Below are 14,717 nucleotides of genomic sequence, written 5' to 3' on the forward strand. Positions count from 1 at the left end.
GCCGTTGGGGCGCGGTGGGCGCCCGCTGGAGGAAGCGCGCGGCCCTGCTGACCGTGCTGGTCCTGGTCGCCGGGCTCACCTACGTGCTGTGGCCGCGCCCCGAGCCGGTCCGCGTCACGGCGTACTTCCCGCGCACGGTCGGCATCTACCCGGGCTCGGACGTCCGTGTCCTCGGTGTCCGGATCGGCGAGGTCAAGGAGATCACGCCGGAGGGCGGCCGGGTGCGGGTGGAGCTGGAGTACGACGCGGGCCGCAAGGTCCCGGCGGACGCGCAGGCGGCCATCATCAACTCCTCGGTGGTCAGCGACCGTTATGTGCAGCTGCTGCCGGTGTACCGGGGCAGCGGTCCGGTGCTGCGGACCGGGGACGAGATCCCCGAGTCGCGCACGGCCGTACCGGTCGAACTGGACCGTATCTTCGACAGCCTCCACACCACGGCCGAGGCGCTCGGCCCGGACGGCGCCAACAAGGACGGGGCCCTGTCCCGGCTGCTCGGGGTGAGCGCGGACAACCTGGACGGCCAGGGCAAGAACCTGCACCAGACGGTCGAGGACCTCTCGGCGGCGGTCTCCACCCTGTCCGACGGCCGCACGGACCTGTTCGGCACGATCCGCAACCTCCAGGTCTTCACGGCGGCGCTGGCCGCCGACGACAAGAGCGTGCGGTCGTTCAACAGCAGTCTCGCGCAGGTCGCCGAGCAACTCGCGGGCGAGCGCAAGGACTTGGCGGCGGCACTGAAGAACCTCGGCACGGCCCTCGGTGACGTGTCGGCCTTCGTGAAGAAGAACAAGAAGTCGCTGACGTCGAACGTGGAGGGTCTCAGCAAGGTGACCAAGGTCCTCGTCACCCAACGGGCGGCGCTGGAGGAGCTGTTGGAGGTGGCCCCCACCGGCATGTCGAACCTGAACAACGCCTACAACCCGGCGGCCGGCACCCTCGACACCCGCAACAACGCCGATCAGGCACAGGACCCGGCATCGCTGCTGTGCTCCGTACTGAAGACGACGGGCGACGAGGGCGGCAAGAACCCCGACTGCGCCGAGCTGAGGAAGCTGTTCGACTCCCTGCCGGAGCTGCCGCAGGGCGGCACGGCGGTCACGGGCACGGTCGACCGCACGCTCGGCGGAATCCTGGGGGCGAGGGCATGAGCGTCGAGCGCGAGGGCGTGCTGCGGAGGGGCGCGCTGGGCAAGTACGGGGTGGCGGCGTGGGCGGCCGTCGGCTCCCTCCTCCTCACCGGCTGCGAGTTCAACGGCTGGTACGACGTCCAACTACCCGGCGGCGCCGCCTCGGACGGCAACGCGTACCACGTCACCGTCGAGTTCCGTGACGTACTGGACCTGGTGCCGCAGTCGGCGGTGAAGGTCAACAACGTGACGGTGGGCGCGGTCGAGAAGGTCGAGCTGGACGGCTGGCACGCGCGCGTGCACCTGCGTGTCGCCGACTCGGTGAAGCTGCCGGCGAACGCGATCGCCGAACTCCGGCAGACCAGCATGCTCGGCGAGAAGTACGTGGCGCTGTCGAAGCCGGCGGGCACGGCCCCGGTGGGCCGACTCGGCGAGGGAGACGTGATCCCCCTGTCCCGCAGCGGCCGCAACCCGGAGGTCGAAGAGGTGCTGTCGGCCCTGTCCGCCCTGCTCAACGGCGGCGGGGTGGCCCAGCTGAAGACGATCACGGTGGAACTGAACAAGGCGCTGGAGGGCCGGGAGAACAGGGTCAAGTCGCTGCTGACGGAGCTGAACGTGTTCCTGGGCGGCCTGGACAAGCAGAAGCAGGACATCGTCCGGGCACTGAAGGCGGTGGACCGCCTGGCCAAGCGCCTCGGCAAGGAGAAGGAGACCATCGCCGAGGCGGTGGAGGAGATGCCCCCGGCCCTCAAGGTCCTCGCCGACCAGCGGCGCGATCTGACGAGGATGCTGACGGCCCTGTCGAACCTGGGCCGGACGGGCACCAAGGTGGTCAACGCCTCGCACGACGACACGGTCGCCAACCTGAAGCAGCTCCGCCCGATCCTGCAGCAGCTCAACAAGGCGGGCGACGACCTGCCCAACTCCCTCGAACTGCTGACGACTTACCCGTTCCCGCGCAACGCGGTGGACGCGATCAAGGGCGAATACGTCAACCTGCACATCACTGCGGACCTCGATCTGGCAGGCGTCTACGGCAACCTGACGAAGAAGCCGGGTGAGGGGGACGGGGGCGGCGGCGACGGGGACACGCCGGGGCCCGAGCTCCCCGGAACCCCCGACCTCCCGGACGTACCGGATCTCCCCGACGTGCCGGGCGTGCCGACACCCACGGCGCTGCCGAGCAGCACGCCGGGTGTGCCGTCCTCCCCCTCCGGGGGCGGCGGTGACCTGCTCTGCCCGCCGGTGTGCACGGCCGCCTACATGTCTCGGGCCGACTGGCCGGAAGGGATCAACCTCGAACTCGCCGAGCTGATGCTGAAGGGGGTCCAGCCGTGATCACCCGTACGGTCAAGGTCCAACTGCTGGCCTTCGCCACGATCACCGCGGTAGGCGTGTCGTACGTGGGCGCCGAGTACACGGGCCTGGTGAACGGCGTCCTGGACCGCGGCTACACGGTCCGCGCCGACTTCGCCGACTCCGGGGGCGTCTTCCCCGGCGCGGAGGTGACGTACCGCGGCGTGCCGGTGGGCAAGGTCGGCGCGCTGCACCTGACGGGCAAGGGCGGAGTGACCGGCAAGGGCGGGGTGTCGATCGCCCTGGACATCGAGGACGGGGCGCCCCGCATCCCCGCGGACACGCTGGCGGTGGTGGCGAACCGCTCGGCAATCGGTGAGCAATACGTCGACCTGCAGCCGCGCACGTCCCACGGCCCGTACCTGCTGGACGGCAGCGACATCCCCCGCCGGAACACCCGTGTACCGCTGCCGACGACGGACATGGTTCTGAGCCTGGACCGCCTGGTGAACTCGGTCGGCAAGAAGGACCTCCGGGTGACGATCGACGAGCTGGGCGAGGCCTTCGCCGGAACCGGCCCGAACCTCAGCCGCCTGGTGGACTCGGGAAACGACCTGGTCGACTCGGCGTCCGAGGCCCTCCCGGAGACGATCGCGCTGATCGAGGACTCGAGGAAGGTCCTGAAGACACAGGCGGACCAGGGCTCGTCGATCACATCATTCGCGCATGATCTGGCCCTGCTCTCGGCCCAGTTGAAGGAGAGCGACGGCGACCTGCGCAAGCTGATCGGCAATGCCCGGCCGGCGGCGCAGGAGGTGAACTCGCTGCTGAAGTCGACGGGCCCGGAGCTGTCGGTCCTGCTGGCGAACCTGATCAGCGGCGGCCAGGTCACCCTGGCCCGGCTGCCCGGCGTGGAACAGACGCTGGTCACCTTCCCGGTGATGGTGGCGGGCAGCTACACGGTGATCCCCGGCGACGGCACGACCCACTTCGGCCTGGTGGTGAACGCCGACGACCCGCCGGCCTGCAAGCAGGGCTACGGCACGGCGCGCCGCGACCCGGCGGACACGAGCACGCGCGAGGCGAACACCGGTGCCCGCTGCACGCTGCCGCGCGGGAGCGGGTCGTCGGTGCGGGGCGCGCAGAACGCCCCGGGTGCGTCGCGCTCATACGGCGGCGGCGCGAACCAGGCGGCGTACACCTCGCCGTACGTCACCCCCTACGACCCGGAGACCGGCACCACGACCGGCCCCGACGGAGGAACTGTCGAGATCGGCTCGACGGGCGGCCAGCGGGCCGTGTTCGGAAAGGAGTCGTGGCAATGGCTGCTCGTTGGCCCCATGGCATGAGGCTGAAGCGACCGAGACTGACGACAACCGCGCTCATCGCGGCGACCGTCCTGACCACGGCGCTGACGGTCTGGCCGGCCCTCGGCCTGTACGGCCAACGCGAGGCGGAGCACCGCCGCCAGGACATCCTGGCCGCGGCCCGCCAGTCGGCCCTGAACTTCACCTCCCTCGACTACCGGCACTACGACCGCGACAGCGCGAACGTCCTGTCGGGCGCGACCGGCGACTTCAAGAAGCAGTTCGCGGCGCAGACGAACCAGTTGACGGACCTCGTGGCCCAGAACAAGTCGGTGTCGGAGGGCCAGGTCCTGGAGGCGGGCATCGTCCGCGCCGACGACGACTCGGCGCGGGTGCTGGTCGTGGCCGACAGCAAGGTGACGAACACGGCGGTGCCCCAAGGGGAGGCGCGGACATACCGCCTCCAGCTGGACCTGGTGCACCGGGACGGCCGTTGGCTGACGTCGGACGTCGAGTTCGTCGGCTGACAAGCAGGATTGAGGAGTACGACCATGCCGAAGACGACCACCGGCACCACCACCCGCCGCACGATGACGGCAGCCGCCCGCGCGGCAGCCAAGCGAGCGGAACGCGGCCACCGCGACGCGAACTCGACACCGGCCACGGACGAGGCGCCCGGCGCCGAAGGCTCGTCGGGAGCCCGCACCGTGCTGATCGACGCCCCGAAGGACGGTTGGCAGGACCCGCCCGAGCCGTCCCCGGAGACCTTCGACGAGGACGACGCCCCGGAGGAACGGCCGACACCCGGCCGCGGGCGGCTGCTCACAGTGCTGCTCGCCGTCCTGCTGGTTGCGTCCCTGGCCGCAGCTTTCGCACTGGCTTGGAAGTCCTGGGACGCCCGCCGCACGGAAACCGCCCGCACCGAGGCGGTCGCGGCAGCCCAGAAGGCGGCACCGGTCGTCCTGTCGTACGACTACCGCCACCTGGACCGCGACTTCGCGAGGGCCCGCGCCCACCTGACCGGCGACTTCCGCGACGAGTACGGCAAGACGACGAAGACGGTGGTGGGCCCGACGGCCACGAAGTACCACGGCGTCGTGAAGGCGACGATCGCCGCACCGGCCTCCGGCGGAACCCCGGCAGCCTCGGTCGTCTCTGCCTCCTCTGACAAGGTCGTGGTCCTGCTCTTCGTCAATCAGGTCACCGAGAGCACGCAGGTTTCGGGCTCGCGGGTGGATCTGAACCGGGTGCGGATGACGATGACCCGCACGGACGAGGGCTGGAAGGTGAGCGCTGTGGACGCGCTGTGACGCCCATGCACGGTCCGCTACCGGTCCGCTTGCGCCGCCCTCGTCCACGCGGGTGGCGCTGACGCCGCCGCAGTACCGCATCGACATGTCTCCACAGCGCGCACAGGGCGCCTCGACGTGAGCGGTGGGCGAGTCCGCAAGGAACCGAGCGGGCCGCTGGGGCACCGTGCCGTCTCCGCCCCCGATCCGCTTTCGAGCCAGGCTCGAGGCACCGGCCGCAGCCTGCTCATGGCCCGAGCAACGGACCGTGATGCGTTGTACGTACGGAGGCGATATGACTCGGCGCGTTGTGATCACCGGCATCGGGGTGCGCGCCCCGGGCGGCCTGGGAACGAAGGCGTTCTGGTCGCTGTTGAGCGATGGACGGACGGCCACCCGGAGGATCTCCCGTTTCGACCCGGCGCCCTTCAGGTCCCGGATCGCGGGCGAGGTGGACTTCGACGCCGAGGCGGAGGGGCTCAGTCCGCGCGAGGTGCGCAGGATGGACCGCGCGACCCAGTTCGCCGTCGCCTGCACCCGGGACGCGGTCGCCGACAGCGGCCTGGAACCCGCGGCCCTGGACCCGTGCCGCATCGGCGTGAGCCTGGGCAGCGCGGTCGCGTCCGCCACCAGCCTGGAGCGGGAGTACCTGGTGCTGTCGGACAGCGGCCGGGAGTGGCTGGTGGACGACGCCTTCCTCTCCCCGCACATGGCCGACTACCTCAGCCCGGGGGTGATGCCGGCGGAGGTGGCCTGGAGCGTGGGCGCCGAGGGCCCGGTGACGATGGTGTCCGACGGCTGCACCTCCGGCCTGGACGCGGTCGGGCACGGCGTCCAGCTGATCCGCGAGGGAACCGTCGACGTCGTCCTCGCGGGCGCGTCCGACACTCCCGTCTCGCCGATCGTCGTCGCTTGCTTCGACGCCATCAAGGCGACGACGCCCCGCAACGACGACCCGGAGCACGCCTCCCGCCCGTTCGACGCCTCACGCAACGGCTTCGTCCTGGCGGAGGGTGCCGCGATGTTCGTCCTGGAGGAGTACGAGGCGGCCCGGGCGCGCGGCGCGCACGTCTACGCCGAGATCGGCGGGTTCGCCACCCGCTGCAACGCCTACCACATGACCGGCCTGAAGAAGGACGGCCGGGAGATGGCCGAGGCGATCCGGGCGGCGCTCGACGAGGCCCGGCTCGACCGCACCGCCGTCGATTACGTCAACGCGCACGGTTCCGGCACCAAGCAGAACGACCGCCACGAGACCGCCGCGCTCAAGCGAAGCCTCGGCGCGCACGCCTACGACGTGCCCGTCAGCTCCATCAAGTCGATGGTCGGGCACTCGCTCGGCGCCATCGGGTCCATCGAGATCGCGGCCTGCGCGCTGGCCATCGAGACCAACGTCGTACCGCCCACGGCCAATCTGCACACCGCCGATCCCGAGTGCGACCTGGACTACGTACCACTGACCGCCCGTGACAAGCGGGTGGACACCGTTCTGTCGGTCGGCAGCGGGTTCGGCGGGTTCCAGAGCGCGATGGTGCTGCACCGGCCCGAGGTCGCCGCATGAGCCGCCGTACGAGTCTGCCGACGGCCGAGGCCCCTGGGCGCGCCGCCTCTCGTGTGGTCGTCACCGGCGTGTCGGTGGTGGCGCCGGGCGGTCTGGGCACCGAGGAGTACTGGAAGTCCGTGCTCACCGGCCGCAGCGGCATCGGGGAGCTGACCCGGTTCGACGTCCGCCGCTACCACGCCCGGCTCGCCGGGCAGATCAGGGACTTCGAGGCCGCCGAGCACCTGCCCAGCCGACTGCTGCCGCAGACCGACGTCTCGACCCGTTACGCGCTGGCCGCCGCGGCCTGGGCGCTGACCGACGCCGGCGTGGGCGCGGACACACTGCCCGACTACGACATGGGCGTGGTGACCTCCACCTCGCAGGGCGGCTTCGAGTTCACCCATCGAGAGTTCAACAAGCTCTGGAGCAAGGGCCCCCAGCATGTCAGCGTCTATGAGTCGTTCGCCTGGTTCTACGCCGTCAACACCGGCCAGATCTCCATTCGGCACGGCATGCGGGGCCCGAGTGCGGCTCTCGTCGCGGAGCAGGCGGGCGGCCTGGACGCCGTGGGCCATGCCCGCCGGACCGTTCGCCGCGGCACGCCTCTGGTGCTGAGCGGCGGAGTGGACTCCGCGTTCGACCCGTGGGGCTGGGTGGCGCAGTCGGCCGGCGGCCGGATCACCACGGCGACCGATCCCGATCACGCGTACCTGCCCTTCGACACCGCCGCGTCCGGACACGTGCCCGCCGAGGGGGGCGCGATCCTCGTCGTCGAGGACGCGGACTCGGCCCGCCGGCGCGGTGCGGAGCGGATCTACGGCACGCTCGCCGGGTACGCGTCCACCTTCGACCCGCGGCCCGGCTCGGGCCGCCCGCCGGGGCTGCGCCGTGCGGCCGAACTGGCGCTGCAGGACGCCGGGTTGGCGGCGGACGACATCGACGTCGTCTTCGCCGACGCGGCCGGAGTGCCGGAACTGGACCGGTCCGAGGCGGAGGCGATCAGGCAACTGTTCGGGCCGGGCGCCGTCCCGGTGACCGCGCCGAAGTCCCTCACCGGCCGGATGTACGCGGGTGGCGGGCCGGCCGACCTGGTCGCCGCTTTGCTCGCCGTCCGCGACGGCGTGGTCCCGGCGACCGCGCACACCACGTCGGTGCCGGCCGACTACGGCATCGACCTCGTCCTCGGGGAGCCCCGCGCGCTGCCCGTGCGGGCCGCACTGGTGCTCGCCCGCGGGCGCTGGGGCTTCAACTCGGCGATGGTCGTGACCGATCCGTCGTACTGACCTCCCCCGCCCGGATACCGAGTGCCGGCTCGGGCCCTCCCACGGCCCTCGGCACTTTCCCCCTTCGACCCGTCAACTGCTGGCAGGAGACCATTCCATGGCACACATCCACATCGACGACCTCCGGCGTATCCTCGTCGCCTGCGCGGGCGAGGACGACGGCATGGACCTGAGCGGCGACATCCTCGACACCTCGTTCGGTGACCTGGGGTACGACTCGCTCGCCCTGATGGAGACCGCCGCCCGGATCGAGCTGGACTACGGGGTCGCCCTCGCCGACGATGTGATCGCCGACGCGAAGACGCCACGGGATCTGCTCGACCTGGTCAACCGGGCCGTTCCGGCGGACGCCCCGTGACGGGCGGACCTGGTCTGCGGCGCGTCGAGCACACCCGGGTGGTGCACGCGCCGCCCGCGCCGCTGTACGACCTGGTGGCGGACGTGACCCTGTGGCCGGCCGTCTTCGGCCCCACCGTGCACGCCCGACGGCTCGAAGGCGGCCGGGACAGCGAGCGGATCCGGCTCTGGGCGACGGTGAACGGCCGGGTGAGCGACTGGGTGTCGCGCCGCGCCCTCGACCCGGCACGGCTCACGGTCGGCTTCGAGCAGGAGGTGAGCAGTCCCCCGGTCGCCTCGATGGGCGGCGAGTGGAACTTCACCGAGCTGAGCGGCGGCCGGACCGAGGTGGTGCTGAAGCACCACTTCACGGTCGTCGACGACGAACCGGCCGCCGTGACCTGGGTGCACGAGGCGCTGGACCGCAACAGCGCGGCGGAACTCGCCGCCCTGGCCCGGATCGCGGAGAGCGGGCACCCGCCGCGGGAGATCGTGTTCTCCTTCACCGACACCCTCGCGCTGACCGGCCCGGCCGAGGCGGCCTACGACTTCGTCGCACGAGCCGACCTGTGGCCGCGACGGCTCCCGCACGTCGCCGGAGTCACGCTCACCGAGACCGCGCCGGGCGTGCAGGACCTGCGGATGGAGACGGCGACGGCGGACGGCTCGACCCACACGACCCATTCGGTACGGGTGTGCCGGCGGCCGGAGTGGATCGCGTACAAGCAGGTCGTCACCCCGGAGCTGCTGCTGGGGCACAGCGGGCTGTGGACGTTCGGCGAGGGACCGAAGGGCCCGTTCGCCACCGCGAGTCACACGGTGGCCCTGAACCCGGAGGCGGTGTCCCGGGTCCTGGGGGCGGACCGCACGACTGCCGACGCGCGGCAGCATGTGCGGGAACTGCTGGGCCGCAACAGCCGCACCACGCTCTCGTACGCCGCCGGGCAGGAGGCTCCGGTCCGGTAGCCGGGCAGGAGCGGACGAGGGCCCCGGCGGTGAACCTCCGCCGGGGCCCTCGCTGTTCAGCCCTGGATGATCCGGGTTCGGGCGAGCAGGGCGGTCCCGTCGGGGCGGCCGGTGACGACGCCGCTCATGTCCTTCGACGGCTGCTCCCAGTGGTAGCCCCATACGGGGCCGGTGCCGTCCGGCCCGCCCAGCGCGACCTCGACCACGCCACCCGGGCCGGCCGTCACCGTCCAGGTCAGGCACGGCAGGATGAAGGGCGTACCGGAGACGAAGGGCCCGGGGGCGTGCAGCACCAGCGCGCCGTCGGCCGGCGCGGTGTACGGCTCCGTGCCGCCGAGGCCGCTGCCCCCGGACATCACGGCGCCGCCCGCGCCGGCTCCCCGGGGAGGGACGAAGCACAGCCGCAGGTCCCGGACGCGGCTGCTGAACCTGGGGCTGAAGGTGAGCGGTTCGGGCTGTACGGCGACGGTGAACCACTCGCCGGGACGCACCGTGTCGGGGGCCGTGACGGCGAAGCCGAGGCGGTAGGGGATGTCATGGGTGTCACCGGCGGGTTCGGTGTACACCTGGCAGGTCAGCGCCACCGTCACGGTGGCCGGGGTGGTGGGCGCGGCCATCCGTCACCCTCCCCGCACGGCGGTGACCAGGCCGCCTGCGCCGGTACCGGTCCGTTCGTCCAGGAACGCCTCGCGCCCGTAGCGACGGTGCAGTTCCTCCATGGTCGGTGCGTCGGCGGGCCGCCAGCCGTGCCGGATCAGCCAACCTGACGGATCGGGTTGGGTGGAGCGCCACGGGGCACCGATCGAGGACTGCATGCGCTTGAAGCCGCTGACGTCGCCGCGGTAGGTGGTGGTCGGGTTGACGACCTCGATGCCGAGCCGGCTGCCGGGCGCGGACAGGTCGCCGACACGGTCGACGAGCCGGTCGTTGTCGGCGTCGGTCAGATACGGCAGCAGCCCCTCCGCGAGCCACGCGGTCGGCGCTTGTGCGCTGAACCCGGCGCCCGTCAGGGCGGCGCCCCAGTCCTCACGCAGATCGGCCGGGACGACGGTGCGCCGGTGTCCGGCGGCCTCGGCGGCTTCGCCCAGGACGTCGTACTTGAAGGCCAGGACATCCGGCAGGTCGATCTCGAACACCCGGGTTTCGCCGGGCCAGTCGAGCCGCAGGGCGCGGGTGTCCAGGCCGGCGGCGAGGATGACCACCTGGGTGCAGCCGCCCCGGGCCGCGGCCAGCAGATAGTCGTCGAACAGCGCCGTCCGCAGGGCTATGTAACTGCCGAACACCTTCATGCCCGCGACCGTCTCGTCGCCGACGGCGTCCACGAACGCCTCGGCGTACGGGTCGTCGAAGAGCCGGTCGTCGCGGGCGCTCTCCCGTGCCCGGGCCAGCGCCACGCCGACCGCCGTCAGTCCGACTCCCTCCGGCAACCGGAGGGAGTCGGACCGTGGCGGTGCGCCGCCGAGTCGTGCCTGGTCGAGCTCGTCCATGCGCGCTCCCCTTTCCTTCCCTGTGTCGGGTCTGCGTGTGTCGGGTCTTCGCGGCCGCCGGACGCCGGCCGCCCTCCACTTGTGTCAGGTGCCGCTCGACTTCCGCTGGAAGCGGCCGAAAGCCGTCGCCGGACCGGACCACGCCTCGTGCGGGCCGCGGTGATCGAGCCATGCTTGAGCCCCGGTCGAGTTCCCTCGGCCAGCGTGGCGACGGACGTGCGACACCACCGCACCGACGAACGGAGGTCGTTTCCAGTGACTGGTGCTCAGCGGCAGGAGGCAAACCCGGCGGCCGTCGCCGACCGCCCGGCGGGGCGTCGGCTGCGCGTCGGCGGAGATCTGCCGTACTTCGACGATCCGGCCGAACTGCGCGACTACGCCCAGGCCTTCGAGGATCTCGGCTACGACCACCTGGGATTCGGTGAGCACGTGATCTCGGCCCGGACGGACGACTGGCCCTCGGAGATCTCCCCGTGCGCCCCCTGGCACGAGTCGTTCACGCAGGCCGCTTATCTCGCGGCGGTCACGTCCCGGGTGGAGCTGACCGCCGCCGTCCTGCTGCCGCAGCGGCCGGTGGCCCTCGCCGCCAAGCAGGCCGCCGAGGTGGACCTGCTGTCCGGTGGGCGGCTCAGGCTGTCGGTGAGCGTCGGCTGGAACCGGGAGGAGGTCCGCGCCCTGGGCGTGGATCCGGCCGTGCGCGGCCGGCTGATCGAGGAACAGATCGAGGCGATGCGGCTGCTGTGGGAGCAGCCGGCGGTCAGTTACGGGGGTGAGTTGGTGCAGCTGCGGGACGTGGCGCTCAACCCCCGTCCCGCGCGGCGGCTGCCGGTGTGGATGGGCGGCGGCGACTTCGCCGGGGGTGGTGTGCCACGGCCTGTCGTCCTGGACCGGATGGCGCGCGTGGCGGACGGCTTCAGGATGTTCGGGCCGCTGATGCGGGACACGGAGGCCGGGTTGAAGGTCGTCGCGCGGCTGCGCGAACTCGTCGCCCGGTACGGCCGGGACGAGGATGCCTTCGGGATCGAGGCGCGGATCCCGTTGCAGCTGGTGCCCGAGGAGGAGTGGGCCGCGCGGCTGGCCGTATGGCGGGACGCCGGGGTCACGCACATCTCGCTGTCCAACCGGCGGGGGGCCGGCGGTGCGGACGCCGAGATCGCCAGGCTGGCGCGGTTCGCTGAGCTGACACGGCAGGACTGGTGACGCGGGAGCGCCACGCCGGCTGACGCTCATCGCCGGTACGGGCGTCAGAGCCTGTGTCGCCTCCCCGGCCGGATCAGCGCGCGGCGTCCGGTGCGGCCGGGGACGCGACACAGGCTCTCAGCCGGCGGCCGTCGCCACGTCGCGGGCGTGCACGCCGGGGGCGTCGGGGTCGACGTTCCAGGCGATGACGCGGACCGGGTGGATGCGGATCAGCTCGCCGCTGAAGTACGGGTTGGGTGGCGTCAGGCCGCGCAGGGCCTCGGCACGGCCGCGTATCTCGATACCCCGCCCGCGGTACGGGGAGTTCACGCTCCCGGCGGGCGCGAAGTCGTCGACGACGAACGAGACCGCCGGATGCGCCTCGATGTTGCGGAACTTCCGGCTGGCCGCGAGGTTCGGCCCGCCGATGTCGATCGTGCCGGTGTCCGTGTTGAGGACGAAGCTGACCGGACGGTTCTGCGGCCGCCCGGACGGGTCGACCGTCGCCAGGCGGCCGTGTCCCTGCGCGGCCAGATAGCTCAGTTCGACCTCGCTGAACGGCACGGTCATCGGGGGCTCCCCTCGTCGGGTTCGGTCACGGTTTGCTGTGGGGACTGCGCTGCGGTGCCGCCGAGGTGGCGGATGAGCCGGCGCAGCTGCTCGCCGTAGGACTCCTGGAACTCCGGTGAGTCGGGGTCCAGGCCGGTCACCTGCCGGGCGGTCTGCGACAGCACGACCGGAGCCAGGATGATGCCCATGAGCGCCAGCCGGACGAAGCCCGGGTCGAGGTCGGCGGCGATCTCGCCGCGCTCCTGGGCGTGGCGCAGGTTGGCCACGTCCTGGCCGAGCGTGGCGTCGTCGTAGGTGTCGTCCGCCGTCGACTCGGCGGTCAGGCCCCGCCAGATGAGCAGCCGGGCCGGGCGCGGGTCCGCGAGGCCGGCCTCGAGGTAGCGGGCGGCCACCTCCTCCAGCGGCAGGTCCGGGTCGGCGAAGACCGTCTCCTGCTCCGCCCAGCCGCGCTGGATCTCGCGGTACAGCCCTTCCTTTCCGCCGAAGTAGTAGTTGATCAGCTGCTTGTTGACACCCGCGCGGGCAGCGATGTCCTGGACGCGGGCGCCTGCGAACCCCTTCTCGGCGAACTCGTCCAGGGCGGCCTCGCACAGGGCCTTCCGGGATCGCTCGGCGTCCCGCTGCCGCTCCTCGGGGGTGGGGGAACGGCGCGACCCCTTCCGTCCGCTCGCTGCCGGTGGGGTCTCCTCGGCCGTCGGGCCGGTCGTCGAGGTCATGACGGCAGCCTAGCAAACCCGTCAACCATCCACCTGACTGAATCAGCCAACTACAACACTTAATCAACCATCCGTTTGACAGAAGAGAACAGTCGGTTGAGACTGCTGGCGTGACAGCTTCCCCCAGCAATGAACCCGACCGCACGACGGAACAGCCGGGGCTGACGCCCGAGGCGCGGCGAGCCGTGATCGTCGTACTCGTCGGCGCCGTACTGGCCTTCCTGGACGCGACCATCGTCAATGTCGCCCTCGACTCGCTGTCGTCGGCGCTGGACAGCTCCCTCCCGACCATCCAGTGGGTGGTCACCGCCTATCTGCTGGCCCAGGCGGCCGTCCTTCCCATGACGGGGTGGGCCGCGCGGAAGGTCGGCCCACGGCGCCTCTACGTGGCCTCACTGCTGTTGTTCACCCTGGCCTCGGTGGCCTGCGGGCTGGTCGACAGCGCCTGGGCCCTCATCGTCGCCCGGACCTTCCAGGGCATCGGCGGCGGCATGATGATTCCGGCCGGGCAGATCATCCTGGTCACGGCGGCGGGGCCGCAGGGACTGGCCCGGGTGATGGGCGCGGTCGGCATTCCGATGGTGCTGACCCCGGTCTTCGGCCCCACCGTCGGCGGCCTGCTGCTCGATCACGCCGGCTGGCAGTGGATCTTCCTGATCAACCTGCCGCTCGGCACGGCCGGTCTGGCCCTCGCGCTGCGTCTGCTGCCCGCGGACCGGCGGGGCGAGGACGCCGGGCCGCTGGACACGGCCGGCCTGGTCCTCGTCTCCCTGGGCATGGTCGGCATCACCTTCGGACTGTCCGAGGCGGGCGGTGACAACGGGCTCGGATCGGTCCAGGTGCTCGGCCCGTTCCTGGCAGGGGCGGCGCTGACCGCCGGCTTCGTGCTGCGTGCGCTGCGGGTGCGGCATCCGCTGCTCGACGTACGGCTCTACCGGGACCGGCTGTTCGGCGCCGCCTCGTTCGTGACCTTCGTCTTCGGCGCGGCCACCTACGGCGGAATGATCCTCATGCCGCTCTACTACCAGGTGGTCCGGCACGAGGACGCCGCGACGACCGGCCTGCTGCTCGCCCCGCAGGGCATCGGCGCCGCCGTCGCCATGGGGCTGTCGAGCCGGCTGTTCGAGAAGATCGGCAGCGTTACCTGTGTGATCGGCGCGGCGGTCAGCGTGGTCGCCAGTGTGCCGTTCGTCCTCATCGGGGGCGACACCTCGTACTGGCTGCTCGGCCTGGCCATGGTGGTACGGGGCCTGGGCATCGGTCTGTCCGTCATGCCGGCCATGACGGCGGCCTTCCAGGCTCTCGACCCGGGCCAGGTCAACGACGCGACGCCTCAGCTCAACATGGCGCAGCGGGTCGGCGGCTCCATGGGTACGGCCGTGTTCGTCGTCGTGCTGCAGCAGCACCTGGTCGGCAGCACCCGGCCGGCCGACCAGGCGTCGGCGTTCGGCACCGCGTTCTGGTGGGTGTTCGGTACCGCCGTACTGGCCGTGCTGCCGACCCTGCTGATGGCGGCGGTCGAACGCCGCCGCCATCAGAGCGAGGCGTCGTCCCACGGCAGCGGGCAGGCCGCCGTCGACGGCGTCGGTACGGCCTGAGCAGGCCGAGGCCGCACCACC

The 14,717-nt window shown here is 71.8% G+C and carries 15 protein-coding genes; 11 read left to right on the plus strand and 4 right to left on the minus strand.

Features of this window, described 5'->3' with window-relative positions:
* Positions 1-14 precede the first annotated feature (14 nt).
* The 9 genes from ACIBU0_RS15180 to ACIBU0_RS15220 all read left to right on the plus strand — a co-directional run bounded on the left by ACIBU0_RS15180 (position 15) and on the right by ACIBU0_RS15220 (position 9,146).
* Positions 15-1,148, plus strand: a complete 1,134-nt coding sequence (locus ACIBU0_RS15180; protein ID WP_398818283.1) for an MCE family protein — start codon at positions 15-17, stop codon at positions 1,146-1,148.
* A complete protein-coding gene (locus ACIBU0_RS15185) occupies positions 1,145-2,464 on the plus strand; it encodes an MCE family protein (RefSeq protein WP_398817323.1) in 1,320 nt (439 codons plus the stop codon). Before ACIBU0_RS15180 ends, ACIBU0_RS15185 begins: the two co-directional genes overlap by 4 nt.
* Positions 2,461-3,771, plus strand: a complete 1,311-nt coding sequence (locus ACIBU0_RS15190) for an MCE family protein (RefSeq protein WP_398817326.1) — start codon at positions 2,461-2,463, stop codon at positions 3,769-3,771. Before ACIBU0_RS15185 ends, ACIBU0_RS15190 begins: the two co-directional genes overlap by 4 nt.
* A complete protein-coding gene (locus ACIBU0_RS15195) occupies positions 3,768-4,256 on the plus strand; it encodes a hypothetical protein (RefSeq protein WP_398817328.1) in 489 nt (162 codons plus the stop codon). Before ACIBU0_RS15190 ends, ACIBU0_RS15195 begins: the two co-directional genes overlap by 4 nt.
* A gap of 24 nt (positions 4,257-4,280) precedes the next feature.
* Positions 4,281-5,039, plus strand: a complete 759-nt coding sequence (locus ACIBU0_RS15200; RefSeq protein ID WP_398817331.1) for a hypothetical protein — start codon at positions 4,281-4,283, stop codon at positions 5,037-5,039.
* Between the two features lie 274 nt (positions 5,040-5,313).
* The gene (locus ACIBU0_RS15205) at positions 5,314-6,579 is read left to right on the plus strand and encodes a beta-ketoacyl-[acyl-carrier-protein] synthase family protein (protein WP_398817333.1); all 1,266 of its coding nucleotides are present in this window, start codon (positions 5,314-5,316) and stop codon (positions 6,577-6,579) included.
* Positions 6,576-7,844 carry a ketosynthase chain-length factor gene (locus tag ACIBU0_RS15210; protein WP_398817335.1) on the plus strand — a complete coding sequence of 423 codons (1,269 nt, stop codon included), beginning with the start codon at positions 6,576-6,578 and terminating at the stop codon, positions 7,842-7,844. The genes ACIBU0_RS15205 and ACIBU0_RS15210 overlap by 4 nt, the downstream gene beginning before the upstream one ends.
* 97 nt (positions 7,845-7,941) lie before the next feature.
* On the plus strand, positions 7,942-8,202 hold the full coding sequence (locus ACIBU0_RS15215; RefSeq protein WP_398817338.1) for an acyl carrier protein: 261 nt from the start codon (positions 7,942-7,944) through the stop codon (positions 8,200-8,202).
* Entirely contained in the window at positions 8,199-9,146 is a 948-nt protein-coding gene (locus tag ACIBU0_RS15220) for an aromatase/cyclase (protein WP_398817341.1), read from the plus strand. The genes ACIBU0_RS15215 and ACIBU0_RS15220 overlap by 4 nt, the downstream gene beginning before the upstream one ends.
* Before the next feature lie 56 nt (positions 9,147-9,202).
* On the opposite strand, the gene ACIBU0_RS15225 is transcribed toward ACIBU0_RS15220, so the two are convergent.
* The gene (locus ACIBU0_RS15225) at positions 9,203-9,763 is read right to left on the minus strand and encodes a hypothetical protein (RefSeq protein ID WP_398817344.1); all 561 of its coding nucleotides are present in this window, start codon (positions 9,761-9,763) and stop codon (positions 9,203-9,205) included.
* Positions 9,764-9,766: 3 nt separating this feature from the next.
* Positions 9,767-10,633, minus strand: coding sequence for an SAM-dependent methyltransferase (locus ACIBU0_RS15230; RefSeq protein ID WP_398817346.1), 867 nt, complete (start codon positions 10,631-10,633; stop codon positions 9,767-9,769).
* A gap of 255 nt (positions 10,634-10,888) precedes the next feature.
* Between ACIBU0_RS15230 and ACIBU0_RS15235 the strand changes: the two genes are divergently transcribed.
* Positions 10,889-11,833, plus strand: coding sequence for a TIGR03619 family F420-dependent LLM class oxidoreductase (locus ACIBU0_RS15235; RefSeq protein WP_398817348.1), 945 nt, complete (start codon positions 10,889-10,891; stop codon positions 11,831-11,833).
* A gap of 117 nt (positions 11,834-11,950) precedes the next feature.
* Here the strand turns inward: ACIBU0_RS15235 and ACIBU0_RS15240 are convergent, their stop codons facing one another.
* Both ACIBU0_RS15240 and ACIBU0_RS15245 read right to left on the minus strand, forming a co-directional pair.
* Positions 11,951-12,382, minus strand: a complete 432-nt coding sequence (locus ACIBU0_RS15240; protein ID WP_398817351.1) for a PPOX class F420-dependent oxidoreductase — start codon at positions 12,380-12,382, stop codon at positions 11,951-11,953.
* Positions 12,379-13,098: a TetR family transcriptional regulator gene (locus tag ACIBU0_RS15245; protein ID WP_398817354.1), complete on the minus strand. Its 720-nt coding sequence runs from the start codon at positions 13,096-13,098 to the stop codon at positions 12,379-12,381. Before ACIBU0_RS15245 ends, ACIBU0_RS15240 begins: the two co-directional genes overlap by 4 nt.
* A gap of 110 nt (positions 13,099-13,208) precedes the next feature.
* Here ACIBU0_RS15245 and ACIBU0_RS15250 point away from each other — a divergent pair, with 110 nt between their 5' ends.
* Positions 13,209-14,696 carry a DHA2 family efflux MFS transporter permease subunit gene (locus ACIBU0_RS15250; protein WP_398817356.1) on the plus strand — a complete coding sequence of 496 codons (1,488 nt, stop codon included), beginning with the start codon at positions 13,209-13,211 and terminating at the stop codon, positions 14,694-14,696.
* Positions 14,697-14,717: the final 21 nt, after the last annotated feature.

It is taken from the genome of Streptomyces sp. NPDC049627, from assembly GCF_044465645.1.
Lineage (GTDB): Bacteria > Actinomycetota > Actinomycetes > Streptomycetales > Streptomycetaceae > Streptomyces.